Consider the following 16,315-nt stretch of genomic DNA (forward strand, 5'->3'; position numbering starts at 1 on the left):
TTTATTTGTTTATTTAATTTCAAGGTTAAGATTATGTCGCAAAATCAAGCGATGAGTTCACAATATTTTCGACGCCAATCTAAGCTGTGGCTGATTGGCGCAGGCGTGATTGCGGTGGCTTGGCTGCTAGTGTGGCTAACTTCTACCGCGCCAACGATCATCAAAAAACCCGCCCAAGCCGATGAAGTGGTTCAGGCGGCATTGCCAAAGCGCATCGATCATCTGCGTGACCTTGAAAAAGAAGTCAAGCCGATCGATTTTTCAACCTTGATCCGCGATATGCGCACCTATCCGGCTGAGTTTCGCGATAAGATTTTCTTTGAAAATGTCGCGAACAAATACACAGTTCAGCTGATGGATGTCGCCGAAAATCAGGTGATCGTCGATTATCTTGACAGCCAAGAAAATCGTGATAAATACGCGTATTTTCGCTATCTGGACGCCAACAAAAAACCGCACTATATCTTGACCTTTGGGCAGTTTGCCAGCATGGATGAAGCCAATGCCGCGCTGAAGACGCAGGATTTTGGTTTACCAAGCAGTCTTGCACCAAAGGCGGTGAAAGCAGGTGATTATTTAACCATTATTGATAATTATATGCGCGCTGACTCGATCAGCGATATGGCAAGTACACAGCCGCGCCGCATCAATCTGCAAGCGACACGCAGCGAAATCCCTGTGCAGGCAGCCACGCGCGCCGATCAGGATTTGGCACGCCGCAGTATTGAGCAAGCACAAGCACGCGCCCAAGAAGCACAAGCCAATGAACGCCGTCGCCAAGAGCGAGAATTGGCACGCGCACAGCTGAATAATGAAGCAGGTGCAGTGCAAGGTGAGATCTCGCGCAATTATGCACCAAGCAATGAGCCGCGTGCCGCTGAAACACCGACGCCACCTGTGCTGACGCCACCACAGGCAGAATCTGCACCAAAGCCTGAGCTAAAACCTGAAGCTAAGCCAGAGCCAAAAGCAGAGACGCCAGCGCCAGCGCCGACAGCTCAGCCTGATGCCAATGCCGATACGCAATAATTTAGTAAAATTAAACGAGAATACTCCATGACTCCACAAACGCAAGCACAGGCAGTGCTCGAGTTATTAAAAGCAGGCAACGAGCGTTATGTGTCCAATCTTGCCAGCACTGAAGATCTCCGCATTCCACCGCCGACTTTGGTCAAGGAGCAAAATCCGCGCGCCATCATCTTGGGTTGTTCGGATGCGCGTGTGCCTGTTGAGCTGATTTTTGATCAGGGTTTGGGTGATTTGTTTGTGATTCGCGTGGCGGGCAATGTCGTTGCGCCTAGCCAAATCGGCTCGATTGAATTTGCCGCTGAGAAATTCGGCACGCGCCTTGTGGTGGTGATGGGGCATTCGCACTGTGGCGCGGTGACAGCGTGTATCGAAGCTTTGGTCAATCCTGATCAATACTACTCACCGAACTTACAATCCATCGTCGATCGCATTCGCCCAAGCGTGCTGAACCTGCATGAGATCGCCACGGCATCAGGTGATGATGTGGATATGGATGAGCTGATCGATCGCTCGATTCGCGCCAATGTGCGAATGTCGGTCGCGCAGCTGCGTCACGGCTCGCGTATATTAGAAGATATGGTTGAAGCGGGTGATCTGCTCATCGTCGGCGCCGAATACGATGTGGCGACTGGGCGTGTGAAATTTTTTGAAAATTAATTCAAATTAATAAATTTAGACTAAGTACAAAGGTGAATTATGACTATTAAACAACCAAGCAACTCACTGACCGCAAATGGTGTCAAAGATATTCCTGTACAATCTGAAGGTTATATTTATAATCACACCATGCTACGCGTAAAAGATCCTGTGAAATCACTGGAGTTTTATACAGGTGTGCTTGGCATGAGTTTATTAAAGCATCGCCAATTTCCAGATGCGCAATTTGATTTGTACTTTTTAGCCAAACTAACCGTAGAAGAGCGTGCCAATCTGCCTGCAGGCGATGAGCTAAAAGACTTTGTTTCGCGTCAGCGCAGCATTCTTGAGCTGACGCACAATTATGGCACAGAAAACGATGAGAACTTCAGCTATCATGATGGCAACAGCGACCCGCGCGGCTTTGGGCATATTTGCTTTAGCGTGCCAAGCTTGGCTGATGCGGTGGCGTGGTTTGATGCCAATGGCGTTGAGTTCAAAAAACGCCCAGAAGAAGGCAGCATGAAAGACATCGCCTTTATCAAAGATCCAGATGGCTACTGGATTGAGATCATCGAGATCAATAACAATCGCTGATCGCAGGCAAAGAAAAACCCATCGCAAAGATGGGTGAGAAATGGCGCACCCAGCCAGAATCGAACTGGCGACCTTCAGCTTCGGAGGCTGACACTCTATCCAACTGAGCTATGGGTGCGTAAAGCTTGCAAATTCTAGCAAGTTTTTGTGAAAATTGCTAGATTTGACGCCAAAATATTGGCAATTAATACCAAATTTGTGCAAATCTTACTTAATTTTAACAGATTTGATAAAAAATATAGCATTTTACCTGCTTTTTCCCTTATAATAGTAGGGAAAAATTTTGTATCGTTGCAATGGCAAATTGACAGGTTGTTGAATTGCCATTTGACATCCCCAGAGCATAGGCTCACGGCCAAAACGAGATGATGACAATGAAAAAAGCTGTAATGTTCTCTGTTGCTACCTTGTTAGCAGCGACAACCATGGCAACTCAAGCACAAGAAGCCAAGCCTGCTGATGCACCTGTTGCGGATGCGGCAGTTTCAGCTGAAGCAGCGCCAGCAGATCAAGCTACTGCCGATGCTGCACCAGCAGACGCGGCGACAGCGGATGCAGCTGCGACAGATGCAGCAGCACAACCTGCTAAGCCTGCTGAAGAAGCACCAAAAGATTCTCCACAAGTGGCAAAATTGGTCGCGATGTATCCAAAGCTGATCGCACGCATTGAGCCATTTGGTAAAGTGTGCTTTGACGGTGAAGAGTGCGATATCAATATCGTTGCGCTACCACCTGCGGTAGAAGGTCAAGCGCGTGATGGTGATGTCTTGTACAAGGCGATCTGTTCTACTTGTCATGATGCTGGTCTGGTCGGTGCACCGAAATTTGGTAATGCAGGCGACTGGGGTCCGCGTATCGGTAAAGGCAAAGAAACACTTTATAACCACGCGATCAATGGTTTCAACGCCATGCCTGCTCGTGGTGGCGCTGACCTTTCTGATGATGAAGTTAAAAACGCAGTTAATTACATCATCGAGCATTCAAGCTAATCACTGCTTTGTGATGTCAGTATCAATCCCAAGCTTGACGGCTTGGGATTTTGCTTTGATGGATTTACTGTAGTATATCAAGGCGTGCTTTGCTTGAAAATGGCATTGATCAGCCTTATTTATTATAAGTAATAATAACCTATTCCAGAGAATAACTATGACCGATAGTGTGCCCGCGCTCAAGATTACAGGGCTGACCAAGACTTATCCCAATGGCTTTACTGCATTAAAAGGTATTGATTTGACTGTGCCACAGGGCGGTTTTTTCGCGCTTTTGGGGCCAAATGGTGCGGGTAAATCAACTACCATTGGCATTGTCAGCTCTCTATTTCCACCGTCGGCAGGGACGGTTGAGATTTTTGGGGTGGATTTGTTCAAAAATCCTGCCAAAGCCAAAGAGTTCCTAGGTGTCGTTCCCCAAGAATTTAACTTCATGCAGTTTGAAAATGTCCAAGATATTTTGATTAATCAAGCAGGGTATTTTGGCATTACTGCTCGTGATGCTCGCCCCCGTGCCGAAAAACTATTGAAGGCGCTGGGTCTGTGGGATAAAAAAGATACCAAGGCGCGTATGCTGTCAGGTGGTATGAAGCGTCGCTTGATGATTGCTCGTGCATTGATGCATAAGCCAAAACTGCTCATCTTGGATGAGCCGACTGCAGGTGTGGATATTGAGCTACGCCGTTCGATGTGGGAGTTTATGGAATACATCAACCGCGAAGAGCAGACGACGATTATTCTGACCACGCATTATCTAGAAGAGGCTGAACAGCTGTGTAAGCACATCGCCATCTTGGATAAGGGTGAGATTCGCATCAATACAGATATGAAAAGTTTGTTGGCAAGCCTTGATATCGAAAGTTTTATTTTGGATTTTGCCAAACCGTTTGATGGGCAAATCCATCTAACCAATGTCGTCAAATTTCAACAAATCGATGAGCTAAGCCTTGAAGTCACACTCAAAAAAGGCGAAAGTTTGAATGATGTCTTTGCTCAATTATCCACCCAAGGCGTGCAAATCGCCAGTATGCGAAACAAATCCAATCGCTTAGAAGAGCTGTTTATGAGCTTGGTTGAAAATAATCTGACCGAAAAACTCTCCAATGACTAAATAATAACAACAAGAGTATCTTATGAATTTTGGCAAGCAATGGGTGGCATTCACCACCATTTTAATCAAAGAAATCAAGCGGATATTACGCATCTGGCCGCAGACGCTTTTGCCACCTGTCATCACGATGACGCTGTATTTTGTGATTTTTGGTCAGATGATTGGTAGTCGTGTCGGTGAGATGGGCGGGGTGAGCTATATGCAGTTCATCGTGCCAGGTTTGATCATGATGGCGGTGATTACCAACAGTTATTCTAATGTCGTTTCAAGCTTTTTTAGCATGAAATTTCAAGGCAGTATCGAAGAGCTTTTGGTGTCGCCGATTTCTAAGCATACGATTTTGTTCGGCTATGTGGCGGGCGGTGTGTTTCGCGGACTTGCCATCGCGGCGATTGTGACCGTGGTCGCGCTATTTTTTACCAAGCTTGGTGTGGCGCATCTTGGCGTGATGCTGACGACCATTGTCGGTACTTCTGTGCTGTTTAGCCTTGGCGGTCTCATCAATGCGGTGTTTGCGCGTTCGTTTGATGATATTTCGATCATTCCAAGCTTTGTGCTGACGCCATTGACCTACCTAGGCGGTGTATTTTATTCTTTAGAAAATCTATCAGGTTTTTGGCAGACTTTATCTTTGCTAAACCCGATTGTCTATATGGTCAACGCCTTTCGTTATGGTATCCTAGGCTACTCAGATGTCAATGTTTGGTGGTCGTTGGTGGCGATTTTGGGCTTTTGTATGGTGCTCTATGTCATCTCGTATCGCTTGCTTGCCAATGGTTCAAGATTGCGGTTGTGATTGATGATTTGCCATCGACGTGTCAGATGGTGATGGATGATTTGTTTTATTAAGAGAAAATTATGAGTATTCACGGTGTCTTGGGCGAGAGTACCAGCTATCCCCAAAGCTATGACAACAGTGTGCTGTTTGCCATCAGCCGCACGATTGGTCGAGATGAGATTTTGGCGAAGTCGGGTGTATCGGCAGAGCATCTGATGGCAGGCGTTGATGTGTGGCAGGCATTTGAGTTGTCGTGGCTAAATCCACAAGGCATCTCAAAAGTCGCCATCGCTCGCATCACTATCCCTGCTGACTCACCAAATATCGTTGAGTCAAAATCACTCAAGCTCTACCTAAATAGTCTGAATTTCACCCAGTTTGATGATGTGTCTGCTGTCAAGCAGACCATTGAGCGTGACTTGACAGCGTGTGTGGGGGCATCGGTCACGGTTTTGATCAGCTCGCTTGATGGGGCTGATTTTGCAGTGGTGCGACCTGTGGGCGAGTGTATCGATGCCGTGCTTGATGGGGGTGATGCGGTCGCTGTCGTTGATGATGTCGATGCGTCGCTACTTGGCACAGCAGTTGATGGCGTGGTGCAAACCTTTCAATTTCATACCAATCTGCTTCGCTCAAACTGCCCTGTGACCAATCAGCCAGACTGGGGTACGCTGTCGGTGTCTATCACGACCACCAAGCAGGTGGAGTATGCCAAGGTGCTGGCGTATGTGCTGAGTTTCCGTAAGCATAATGGCTTTCATGAGCAGTGCGTCGAGCAGATTTTTGCTGATTTATTGACGGTCTATGCACCGACAAGTCTGATGGTGCAAGCCAACTACACTCGCCGCGGTGGCATTGACATCAATCCTGTACGAGTGCTGAGCCATCCGATGCCAAGCATTGGGCGATTGGTGCGTCAATAAAGCCAAAAATTTATTGCATCAAAACGGTTGTAGGTGTACCCCACACCATCAAAAAAAACCAATAGAAATTATCCCTTGAATTGTCAAACCAAGTGCAACGTTTTTTTGAAGTAAACTTCATAAGGTGTTTTCCAACCTAAACATTTACGCGGACGTAAATTCAGTTTATTGACCACCTGTTGAATATCAATATCGCTCCACTGATTGATGTCTTGTTGCTTCGGGAAATATTCACGAAGTAACCCATTTGTGTTTTCATTCGTTCCCCGTGTCCACGGTTGATGCGGCTCGGGGAAGTAAAATTCTACACCCAGTGCTTCTGTTACCAAACGATGTTGGGCAAATTCTTTACCACGGTCTGGCGTAATTGACCGCAATATATGTGAATCAAGCAATTCAATCATAGCTTTTTGGACAGCTTCGGCTTTTTTGGCAGGAATTTTCTTCACCAACTCAAAACGACTTTTGCGTTCCGTCAGCGTCAGCAAACAAGCTCCACCCGCTTTACCCAGTACGGTATCGGCTTCCCAATGTCCAAAGCGACTGCGATTTTGCGCCGAAATGGGACGGTCGTTCAAATGGTTGGATATCTGAATTTTGCCACGTTTTTCATGATGATTTTTTGTATGCCGTGTTTTGCCTTTGTGGCGCAGTTTGCGACTGGCTTTGCGTTCGCCTATATCAAACAACCCTGAATAAATACCACGATAAATGGTTGAATAACTAATGGATAATTCAGATTTTTCCAATTTTAATCGTGCGCTGATTTGTTCGGGCGACCAGTTTTCTGTCAGAAACTTTTCTTGCACCAAATTGAAATATTCAGGCTGCTCTAATTTGCGCTGTGCTTTGCTATTTTGACGATGCTTCAAATAGCTGTTTTGTGCGTTCGTTGCACTATGGTGCTGGAGCTACGTCCCAGTGCTTTGGCAATTTCTGCTTGTTTTTTGCCCTGTGCGAGTAAAATCATTATCTTTTCTCGCTCGTTTATTGTAAGATGTTGATAGGAAGTACTCATCATTTGGAAGTGGTTTTTGTGTGGAAACAAAATTATATTCTAGTTGATGAGTACTTCTTTTTTTGTTGCACTTGGATTGTAAATTCAGCGCATTTAAAAGATTTTGCTGATTATTGTATGTCTGACCGAGCTCCTGCTGGTTGGTTCGAATTGCTAACAGAGAGGAATACTCTTTTTATAAAAGAGTACATAAAATCGAATTGGCAAAAAGAAAACCAAGTTTATAAAGAGTGAGGAATTAAATAAAAAATATGCCCCTGCTGAAAAGCCAAGGGGGTTATTTTTTTGTGTTTTAAGAGTTGGATTACATGAGCCAACTCTTTGTTTTTTGTATCAGCTAATTGCACCATAAGGGTGCGCTGATACTCGGCTCAAAAGAGCCGACAGAGCCGTCTGCAAGACCCCTCGGCGAGCCCACCTTTACGAGTATGTAGTGGTCAACTAATTCAACAGTCCCTGATAAGTTGATTTTGCTGGAACTGGTGCCAGACCTTGATTGTATTGATGTGGACGAATGTGATTATAATACATCACATAGTCTTTGACATCATTCATTGCACTTTCAACATCACGATAACCGCCTTTTGGCATCCACTCATGTTTAAAACTACGAAACCATCGCTCCATTGGGGCATTATCCCAACAATTGCCTCGGCGACTCATGCTTTGGACTAGCTTGTGTCTGTTTACACAAGCTGTAAACTTGTCACTGCCATAAATACTGCCTTGATCGGAGTGAAAGATCATGTTTGGTGTGTGTTTGATGTTTAGCATGGCATGGTTTAATGCATCAATCACTAAATTTGCATCATGACGATTACCAAGCTTCCAGCCCACTACTTGACGATTGGATAAATTAATAACCACTGCCAAATAATGCCACACGCCGTTAACCTTCAGATAGGTTGTATCACCACAAAGCACCGTTATATGAGGCTTAGGACTAAACTGTCGCTCCAGAATATTGTCAAATATTTGGCCATTGTCTTTGTCTTGATAACGCCATTTTTGCGGTTGTTTGCTAAATAAGCCTTGCTGCTTCATAAGCTTACGCACTAAATACAAGCCAACTGTGATACCTTTTGCTTGCAATCGTGCTTTGATACTGCGTTTACCTGCTGAGCCTCTGCTTTCGTCAAAAATGGCTTTTATGTGAGTGGCGATACCAACATGCTTAGCTGGTTTATTAGCCTGTCGTAACTGGGTATAGTAAGCACTTTCACTGACGCCAAATAACTTACATAAACGCTTGATGCCGTGCGATTTTAATGTCTTAATTGCTTGGTATTTTTGCTCTCGAGAGATATTAAAATCGCTGTAGCCTTTTTTAGAATCAGCTTGTCCTCTTCTAGCACTCTGATTCTATCTTCTAGCTCACGAATACGTTGTTGATCAGGACTGATTGGTTTTGAGCCTGCAAGTACATAGCCTTGATGTTCTGCTTTGACTTGGCTTAACCAGCGTCTAAATGATGTTTCACCAACATCCAATTCCTGACAAGCCTGGGATATGCTGTAGCCTTTGTCTGTGACTAATTTTACTGCTTCTAATTTAAACTCTGCACTAAAGCTTCGTCTTGGTCGTCTCATGGTTTATCCTCATTTTTATGATATTGTACCACTTATTGAGGACTGCGGGATTAGTGTACCACTACAGTAAAGTATAGTGGGTTATACTTTACATGGAAGTAATTGCCGGAAATAGTGAAAATGCCTCACATTTGTGCCACCTAAAAAGGAGCGATTTACATATGAGTTATGCAGTTTACGGGCCAAGATTGTTTAAGCAAAATAAGATAAGTTAAGGGATGCAGTTTATGCACCCCTTAACTTATCTATTAAATAATTTATAGCTATTGAAAAGAGACAAGAATTGTTCAAAGCTAATATTGTTTAAATCGTCAATTCTTGCATATTTTAAGGCTTGATAAAATTGGTTTTTGGAAAATAGTTTTATGTATTCTTTGTTAACCCATTTCATAACAAAATTTTCATATTGTTTTCTATCTTTGAGTGATATTTTTGAAGGGTGTCTTTTTAATACAATTAACGAGCTATTAACTCTAGGTTTTGGATGAAAGTATTCTCTAGGGATTTTACTTAATATGGATATATCAACTTCTGTCATTAAAAATAGTGCTAGTGAACGATTTGTATTTAGCAACCTTTTAGCAAATCCATATTCCACTATTAAATAACTTTCTGTAGCTGTGCTTTCAAAAACAATTTTTCGAATTATATCTGTACTGATGTTGTAAGGTATATTTCCAAATATCTTATATGACTTATTTTTAGGAAACTTAAATTTTAATATATCTTTATTGATAACCTGGAAGTTCTCATAATCAATAAGCTTGTTTTTAGTTGTCCTACACAATTTAGGGTCTATTTCAATGGCGGTTACATAATTACACCTTTTAGCTAATTCAAGCGTGAAATGACCTTTACCTGAACCTATCTCAATAATATTATCATTTGTATTTAAACGTATATTTCTCAATATTTTATTTATATGATACTTGGATGTAATAAAGTTTTGACTATCTTGTATATTTACTTTGTTCATTATAACTCACTCCAATGCGGTTATAATGAATGTTTATATTAACAATCCATTATAACCACTTTATGAAATTAGAATAATTATAGCACAAGCTCTGATAAATAATAACATGATGAACGACTGTTAAATTTATACTGCAATTGGGCCCTATTGTTGAATAAAGATACGAGAGATTTCTCTTGTATCTTTTTTATTTTTGAGTGGTAACGAAAGCATCCCCCCTTAATTTTCACTTTTTCTAACAAAATGAATTTGTTAGTTGAGCTGTAAAGTATGAAATACTTGCTTTGCTGCATCTTCTACTAATTTATTGTTGAATTTGGCTTCTTCGGTAAATTGCGTACTCATGATTGCCATCACAATCGGTTTGCGATTTGGTATGCGAACCACCGCAATATCATTGCGTACACCATATTTACCCGCCCCGCTTTTATCGTACACTTTCCACGATGTTGGCGTAGCAGCGCGAATCAATAGATTGCCTGTTGCGTTATTGTCCAACCAATTCCACAAAATCGTTTTTTGCGATTCGGTTAATGTGTTGCCCAATAAATACGCATTTAAATTCATCGCCATTTGTTTGGGTGTACTCGTATCACGAATATCGTTGGGTTTGGCTTGATTTAAATCGGGTTCTAGCCGATTGGCATGGGTTACGTTATCGCCTAATTGTCGCAAAATACGTTGATATTGTTCCACGCCACCCAATTCTTTGAGCAGCAAATTGGCCGCGGTGTTGTCGCCAAACCGCACGGCTGCTTCACATAATTGGGCAATCGTCATGCCTTTGCCAACGTATTTTTGGGTTTCGGGAGAATAACTAACCAAATCTTTTTGGCTATATGAAATGGTACGATTTAAATCTTTTTCAGGCAGCGATTGCAACACCGCCCCAGCCAACAACGCCTTGAAAGTGGACGCATAAGCAAAGCGTTCATCTGCACGATAAGACAAAGAATGTCCCGTTTCTGTATCCCATACATAAACGCCAATTCGGGCTTGATACTGCTGTTCCAAATTCGCCAAAGCCTGTTGAAAGGTGGCTTGTGTGGCTGATTGTTGCACAGGCGCACTAGCAGGCTGCGGATTAGACGTTACCGAATGAACAGAATTGGGCGAACAAGCCGTTAATGAAGCCGTTAATGTCAGCAATAATAATGTGCCGATTTTTAACTTATTTAACATAAATTATCCTTTGATTTTACTAAATAAATTTCTTTTCAGGCAGCCTGAAAAATTCAGGCAGCCTGAAAAATAATTTTACCAATCACGCGGGGATTTATCAACCAAAAAATTGGGAAAATAGCCGTCATCATACATTCCACGCAGAAAATCGTATGATTGAATTTGCGGATTTTGAATGTTCATCTTGTTTCCTTATTTTATGGGTTATGAATGTTCAGGCAGCCTGAAACGTATTATTCAATAATAAACAAAGGTTCGCCAAATTCCACAGGCTGACCGTTTTCCACCAAAATTTCTTTAATCACGCCTGATTTTTCGGCTTCAATTTCATTCATCAATTTCATGGCTTCAATAATGCACAGCGTGTCGCCCGCTTTAACCGTTGCGCCCACTTCCACAAACGCAGGTGCGCTTGGGCTTGGTGCGCGGTAGAACGTGCCAACCATAGGCGATTTTTGCGCTTGGCTCAAATCACGCGCAGCAGGGGCTGACGGTGCAGCCGCCGCAGCAACAGGCGCAGCCGCTACGGGTGCAGGGGCTGGCGCGACAGGTGCAGCCATTGGCGCAGTCGCATAAATGGTTTGAGCAGGTGCTGGCGCAGCCACGGTGCGCGTAATGCGGACTTTTTCTTCGCCTTCGGTAACTTCAATCTCGGCAATTCCTGATTCTTCAACCAAATCAATCAGTTTTTTTAATTTGTGTAAATCCATTTTCAATATTTCCTATTAACAGGGTTTTGTGTGGGGCGCAACGCATTTCAGGCAGCCTGAAACGTACATTGCGCGGAAATTCGGATAATTTGTTTGCAGAACAAAAAAACAGATTTTAGCGAATTTAACGGTAAAAGTCTAGCAATTTATGCCTTGAAATTATGCCATTATTAAGCGACTTAAAAGCAAGTTTTACCCAGTTTTTAGCCCAAGATGTTGCAGAATTTAGTAGTATTTACACTTATCGTATTTATCCATTGTTAAGACAGTATCTCAATAAGGATACTGGCAAGGGTTGGACACAGATTGATTTTGATGATTTGCGTTATATGCTAATGTTGCTTGACAAATACCCTGCAACCAAAGATTTAAGAGTTAATGTAATTGATGTTGCCATTAAAGAAATTAACGAAAAATCGCCATTAAAAGCTCAATATGAACTTATCAAAAAAGGGCGTAAGTTTGTGGCAGTCAAATTTACTTTTGAGTTGAAAGAAAAAGCTAAAAAGACAAAAGAAAATAAAATTCGAGACCCTAACACAGTTGATATGCTTGCCCCAATCAAGATGACCGACAAGCAACGCCAAACCTTTGCTAGCAAATTGGCAGAGCTTAGAGAACTTGGCGACTATGCACCAATCGGAATGAGTATGAAAGAATACGCCAAAAAGATTGAGAACGACCTATTAGACCCACAAAAAGCCGAATTTTACCGCCCATACTTGGCAAAAGTTGGTTTTACTATCAAATAAAAAACAATACCCAAAAACCATCAGACTTCAATATAACGCAAATTCTAATCTATTGTCATCAGAACGGTATCATAGGTTAAAAATCCCTTTTTGGTACGACTGCTCCAACACTAATTGTCAGAAGTGGTTCACCAAAAAGGGGGGTTATTTTATCATTCCATAAAATTTATAAACTTTCACGGCTTTAGCCTATCCTGCACTCACACTATACCCACGCTAAACACTCTAAAAATAAACCAAAATAGAACTCAAAATACAATCAATCCATGCCTTGAGCCAATCTAAACCCTTTACCGCTTGTTTTAACGTCTTGCTTGTTTTCCATTGTTTTAAAATGTTTTAAGATGTTTTCAATTGTTTTAAAAATCTCTTATCAGTTAGGTTCGGATGTTTTCAAATGTTTTAAAATGTTTTCAATTGTTTTAAAAGTCAGTCGGCTATATTTTTTAGATGTTTTAAAATGTTTTAAGATGTTTTAAAAGTTGAAAATCTCTCATGTCATGGTTGAGAATGGTTTAATTTAGTTGAAACTGTTGAAAATAGTTTAAAACGTTTTAAAACAGAACTTATAGCGGTTCTTTGACTCTCTCAAAATAGGGGGAGTAGTTTATCAACGTATTTAAGCCGTTAGTTCAATGTTTTCCTTTTTGTGCTACCCTAGGGATTATCACCTTTACCACGCCACATAATAGCAAAGCCTGTAACAGGGCTGGGATTATCTCTTTGGCGACAACTGAACATTTGGGTTCGGCACAAACCCCTGCTTTATTGCTATCCCTAACCGTTCTTAAACCCTGTGTACCATTTAAAGTATCAGTCCCCACTTTATATTTACCTGCCCCATATTTTTCGTCCAAAGCTTGCTGAACAGTTTGAATACGTTCTAAGGTTTTAGGTTGAAGTTAGGCTAGATTCTTCAAAGTCAATTAGCCCCATAGATATTAAAAAACTCCTGGCTTTGCTTCCAGATGTATGCTATTCTGCTCCTGCAGCTAATGGATCACCGCAAACAGGTTACTCGCCTGGGGATTCCCTTTCGACCCGAGCATCCGTATGAGACTCATGCTCGATTATTATTATTATAGAAGCCACCATGAATAAATCGCTCATCATTTTCGGCATCGTCAACATAACCTCGGACAGTTTCTCCGATGGAGGCCGGTATCTGGCGCCAGACGCAGCCATTGCGCAGGCGCGTAAGCTGATGGCCGAGGGGGCAGATGTGATCGACCTCGGTCCGGCATCCAGCAATCCCGACGCCGCGCCTGTTTCGTCCGACACAGAAATCGCGCGTATCGCGCCGGTGCTGGACGCGCTCAAGGCAGATGGCATTCCCGTCTCGCTCGACAGTTATCAACCCGCGACGCAAGCCTATGCCTTGTCGCGTGGTGTGGCCTATCTCAATGATATTCGCGGTTTTCCAGACGCTGCGTTCTATCCGCAATTGGCGAAATCATCTGCCAAACTCGTCGTTATGCATTCGGTGCAAGACGGGCAGGCAGATCGGCGCGAGGCACCCGCTGGCGACATCATGGATCACATTGCGGCGTTCTTTGACGCGCGCATCGCGGCGCTGACGGGTGCCGGTATCAAACGCAACCGCCTTGTCCTTGATCCCGGCATGGGGTTTTTTCTGGGGGCTGCTCCCGAAACCTCGCTCTCGGTGCTGGCGCGGTTCGATGAATTGCGGCTGCGCTTCGATTTGCCGGTGCTTCTGTCTGTTTCGCGCAAATCCTTTCTGCGCGCGCTCACAGGCCGTGGTCCGGGGGATGTCGGGGCCGCGACACTCGCTGCAGAGCTTGCCGCCGCCGCAGGTGGAGCTGACTTCATCCGCACACACGAGCCGCGCCCCTTGCGCGACGGGCTGGCGGTATTGGCGGCGCTGAAAGAAACCGCAAGAATTCGTTAACTGCACATTTATGGTTTTTGATGACTATTAATCGACAGACTAATGATAGCAAATGAAATGTAATTAGCTAAAATCAACGCAAGCTATAACTTAGACTTAGAGGAGATATCGCGATGCATACGCGGAAGGCAATAACGGAGGCGCTTCAAAAACTCGGAGTCCAAACCGGTGACCTCTTGATGGTGCATGCCTCACTTAAAGCGATTGGTCCGGTCGAAGGAGGAGCGGAGACGGTCGTTGCCGCGTTACGCTCCGCGGTTGGGCCGACTGGCACTGTGATGGGATACGCGTCGTGGGACCGATCACCCTACGAGGAGACTCTGAATGGCGCTCGGCTGGATGACGAAGCCCGCCGTACCTGGCTGCCGTTCGATCCCGCAACAGCCGGGACAGCCGCGTCTTCTACCGGCGCAACCTTCTCGCCATCCTGCGGGAGCGCGAGGTAGCCGGCGTCGGATCGGATATGGCTTTGAGTAAGGGCCTGCCGTTCCGCGCCGCCACGGACGGCGAGAGCGTCAGCGGCAAGTTTACCGGAACCGTGCATCTATCGAGCGGCAAGTTCGCCGTGGTCGAGAAATCCCATGAGTTCACCCTTGTCCCGTGGCGGCCGATCATCGACCGCCAACTCGGCCGCGAGGTTATGGTTGCGAAGCAAAAGATAATCGGATAAAATGTAGCAATTCATATTCGTAAGCGTGGAGTAATCAGATGGGAAATTCCAAGTCAGCAGACAAGTAAGCCGCAACAACCAGTATTGTTGTTGCGGCGCTCTGTAAGGCTAGTCTCATCTGATTGCTGACGAGCAGACGTCGCCCGGTATTCCTTAAATTCCTTAATCGAGAGGTTGATTCGTCATGACCACCACACGCCCCGCGTGGGCCTATACGCTGCCGGCAGCACTGCTGCTGATGGCTCCTTTCGACATCCTCGCTTCACTGGCGATGGATATGTATCTCCCTGTCGTTCCAGCGATGCCCGGCATCCTGAACACGACGCCCGCTATGATCCAACTCACGTTGAGCCTCTATATGGTGATGCTCGGTGTGGGCCAAGTGATCTTTGGGCCACTCTCCGATCGCGTCGGGCGACGGCCGATCCTGCTTGTAGGCGCAACGGCTTTCGTTGCTGCGTCTCTGGGAGCAGCTTGGTCTTCAACTGCACCGGCCTTTGTTGCGTTTCGTCTACTTCAAGCAGTGGGCGCGTCGGCCATGATGGTGGCGACGTTCGCGACGGTTCGCGACGTATATGCCAATCGTCCCGAAGGTGCCGTCATCTACGGCCTTTTCAGTTCGATTCTGGCGTTCGTGCCTGCGCTCGGCCCTATCGCCGGAGCATTGATCGGCGAGTTCTTGGGATGGCAGGCGATATTCATTACTTTGGCTATACTGGCGATGCTCGCACTCCTAAATGCGGGTTTCAGGTGGCACGAAACCCGCCCTCTGGATCAAGTCAAGACGCGCCGATCTGTCTTGCTGATCTTCGCGAGTCCGGCTTTTTGGGTTTACACTGTCGGCTTTAGCGCCGGTATAGGCACCTTCTTCGTCTTCTTCTCGACGGCTCCCCGTGTGCTCATAGGCCAAGCGGAATATTCCGAGATCGGATTCAGCTTTGCCTTCGCCACTGTCGCGCTTGTAATGATCGTGACAACCCGTTTCGCGAAGTCCTTTGTCGCCAGATGGGGCATCGCAGGATGCGTGGCGCGTGGGATGGCGTTGCTTGTTTGCGGAGCGGTCCTGTTGGGGATCGGCGAACTTTACGGCTCGCCGTCATTCCTCACCTTCATCCTACCGATGTGGGTTGTCGCGGTCGGTATTGTCTTCACGGTGTCCGTTACCGCGAACGGCGCTTTGGCAGAGTTCGACGACATCGCGGGATCAGCGGTCGCGTTCTACTTCTGCGTTCAAAGCCTGATAGTCAGCATTGTCGGGACATTGGCGGTGGCACTTTTAAACGGTGACACAGCGTGGCCCGTGATCTGTTACGCCACGGCGATGGCGGTACTGGTTTCGTTGGGGCTGGTGCTCCTTCGGCTCCGTGGGGCTGCCACCGAGAAGTCGCCAGTCGTCTAACCGACGACTGGTAGCAGGCCCGCTCCGATGCGGCGCACTAACCATCG

At 45.2% G+C, this 16,315-nt stretch carries 17 protein-coding genes, 1 tRNA gene and 3 pseudogenes; 13 read left to right on the forward strand and 8 right to left on the reverse strand.

Going from position 1 to position 16,315, the window contains the following annotated elements; translation table 11 throughout:
* Positions 1–33 precede the first annotated feature (33 nt).
* From NGM44_RS07995 to gloA, 3 genes are read left to right on the forward strand one after another with little or no spacing between them, the layout of a single operon-like run.
* Positions 34–1,029, forward strand: coding sequence for a hypothetical protein (locus NGM44_RS07995; RefSeq protein ID WP_253223168.1), 996 nt, complete (start codon positions 34–36; stop codon positions 1,027–1,029).
* 27 nt (positions 1,030–1,056) lie between these two features.
* Positions 1,057–1,686, forward strand: coding sequence for a carbonic anhydrase (locus tag NGM44_RS08000; RefSeq protein WP_253223169.1), 630 nt, complete (start codon positions 1,057–1,059; stop codon positions 1,684–1,686).
* Positions 1,687–1,725: 39 nt separating this feature from the next.
* A complete protein-coding gene (gloA, locus tag NGM44_RS08005) occupies positions 1,726–2,262 on the forward strand; it encodes a lactoylglutathione lyase (protein ID WP_253223170.1) in 537 nt (178 codons plus the stop codon).
* 41 nt (positions 2,263–2,303) lie between these two features.
* On the opposite strand, the gene NGM44_RS08010 is transcribed toward gloA, so the two are convergent.
* Positions 2,304–2,380 (reverse strand) — tRNA-Arg (locus tag NGM44_RS08010).
* Positions 2,381–2,627: 247 nt separating this feature from the next.
* Here NGM44_RS08010 and NGM44_RS08015 point away from each other — a divergent pair.
* The 4 genes from NGM44_RS08015 to queF all read left to right on the forward strand — a co-directional run bounded on the left by NGM44_RS08015 (position 2,628) and on the right by queF (position 6,063).
* Positions 2,628–3,251 carry a cytochrome c5 family protein gene (locus NGM44_RS08015; protein WP_253223171.1) on the forward strand — a complete coding sequence of 208 codons (624 nt, stop codon included), beginning with the start codon at positions 2,628–2,630 and terminating at the stop codon, positions 3,249–3,251.
* A gap of 157 nt (positions 3,252–3,408) precedes the next feature.
* Positions 3,409–4,362 carry an ABC transporter ATP-binding protein gene (locus NGM44_RS08020; protein WP_253223172.1) on the forward strand — a complete coding sequence of 318 codons (954 nt, stop codon included), beginning with the start codon at positions 3,409–3,411 and terminating at the stop codon, positions 4,360–4,362.
* Positions 4,363–4,384: 22 nt separating this feature from the next.
* On the forward strand, positions 4,385–5,158 hold the full coding sequence (locus NGM44_RS08025; RefSeq protein WP_253223173.1) for an ABC transporter permease: 774 nt from the start codon (positions 4,385–4,387) through the stop codon (positions 5,156–5,158).
* Between the two features lie 62 nt (positions 5,159–5,220).
* A complete protein-coding gene (gene queF / locus NGM44_RS08030) occupies positions 5,221–6,063 on the forward strand; it encodes an NADPH-dependent 7-cyano-7-deazaguanine reductase QueF (protein ID WP_253223174.1) in 843 nt (280 codons plus the stop codon).
* 83 nt (positions 6,064–6,146) lie between these two features.
* On the opposite strand, the pseudogene NGM44_RS08035 reads toward queF, so the two are convergent.
* Positions 6,147–7,084, reverse strand: a pseudogene (locus tag NGM44_RS08035) (IS30 family transposase).
* 114 nt (positions 7,085–7,198) lie between these two features.
* Between NGM44_RS08035 and NGM44_RS10900 the strand changes: the two are divergent.
* Positions 7,199–7,315, forward strand: a complete 117-nt coding sequence (locus NGM44_RS10900) for a hypothetical protein (protein WP_236564378.1) — start codon at positions 7,199–7,201, stop codon at positions 7,313–7,315.
* Between the two features lie 207 nt (positions 7,316–7,522).
* On the opposite strand, the gene NGM44_RS08040 is transcribed toward NGM44_RS10900, so the two are convergent.
* From NGM44_RS08040 to accB, 6 genes are all read right to left on the reverse strand, one after another.
* Complete coding sequence (locus tag NGM44_RS08040; protein ID WP_371923540.1) at positions 7,523–8,386, reverse strand: IS3 family transposase; 864 nt, start codon at positions 8,384–8,386, stop codon at positions 7,523–7,525.
* Positions 8,347–8,670 (reverse strand): transposase, encoded by a 324-nt coding sequence (locus NGM44_RS08045; RefSeq protein ID WP_253222813.1) that lies wholly within the window; start codon positions 8,668–8,670, stop codon positions 8,347–8,349. The genes NGM44_RS08040 and NGM44_RS08045 overlap by 40 nt, the downstream gene beginning before the upstream one ends.
* A gap of 241 nt (positions 8,671–8,911) precedes the next feature.
* Positions 8,912–9,646, reverse strand: a complete 735-nt coding sequence (erm, locus tag NGM44_RS08050; protein WP_253223175.1) for a 23S ribosomal RNA methyltransferase Erm — start codon at positions 9,644–9,646, stop codon at positions 8,912–8,914.
* Positions 9,647–9,898: 252 nt separating this feature from the next.
* Positions 9,899–10,828 (reverse strand): ROB family class A beta-lactamase, encoded by a 930-nt coding sequence (gene blaROB, locus NGM44_RS08055; protein ID WP_253223176.1) that lies wholly within the window; start codon positions 10,826–10,828, stop codon positions 9,899–9,901.
* 75 nt (positions 10,829–10,903) lie between these two features.
* Positions 10,904–11,011 carry a DUF5713 family protein gene (locus tag NGM44_RS08060; RefSeq protein ID WP_228143791.1) on the reverse strand — a complete coding sequence of 36 codons (108 nt, stop codon included), beginning with the start codon at positions 11,009–11,011 and terminating at the stop codon, positions 10,904–10,906.
* 50 nt (positions 11,012–11,061) lie between these two features.
* A complete protein-coding gene (accB, locus tag NGM44_RS08065) occupies positions 11,062–11,538 on the reverse strand; it encodes an acetyl-CoA carboxylase biotin carboxyl carrier protein (protein ID WP_253223177.1) in 477 nt (158 codons plus the stop codon).
* Between the two features lie 161 nt (positions 11,539–11,699).
* Between accB and NGM44_RS08070 the strand changes: the two genes are divergently transcribed.
* The 5 genes and pseudogenes from NGM44_RS08070 to floR all read left to right on the forward strand — a co-directional run bounded on the left by NGM44_RS08070 (position 11,700) and on the right by floR (position 16,268).
* The gene (locus NGM44_RS08070; RefSeq protein WP_080947400.1) at positions 11,700–12,290 is read left to right on the forward strand and encodes a RepB family plasmid replication initiator protein; all 591 of its coding nucleotides are present in this window, start codon (positions 11,700–11,702) and stop codon (positions 12,288–12,290) included.
* A 1,093-nt stretch (positions 12,291–13,383) separates the two neighbouring features.
* Positions 13,384–14,199 carry a sulfonamide-resistant dihydropteroate synthase Sul2 gene (gene sul2, locus NGM44_RS08075; RefSeq protein WP_001043260.1) on the forward strand — a complete coding sequence of 272 codons (816 nt, stop codon included), beginning with the start codon at positions 13,384–13,386 and terminating at the stop codon, positions 14,197–14,199.
* Positions 14,200–14,312: 113 nt separating this feature from the next.
* Positions 14,313–14,591 (forward strand): annotated as a pseudogene (locus NGM44_RS08080) (AAC(3) family N-acetyltransferase); the annotation flags it as partial.
* A pseudogene (locus NGM44_RS08085) lies at positions 14,582–14,869 on the forward strand (DUF3363 domain-containing protein); the annotation flags it as partial. The pseudogenes NGM44_RS08080 and NGM44_RS08085, both read left to right, overlap by 10 nt.
* A 184-nt stretch (positions 14,870–15,053) precedes the next feature.
* Positions 15,054–16,268 carry a chloramphenicol/florfenicol efflux MFS transporter FloR gene (gene floR, locus NGM44_RS08090; protein WP_253223178.1) on the forward strand — a complete coding sequence of 405 codons (1,215 nt, stop codon included), beginning with the start codon at positions 15,054–15,056 and terminating at the stop codon, positions 16,266–16,268.
* Positions 16,269–16,315: the final 47 nt, after the last annotated feature.

Source organism: Moraxella sp. FZFQ2102, from assembly GCF_024137865.1.
In the GTDB taxonomy this organism is placed as follows: domain Bacteria; phylum Pseudomonadota; class Gammaproteobacteria; order Pseudomonadales; family Moraxellaceae; genus Moraxella.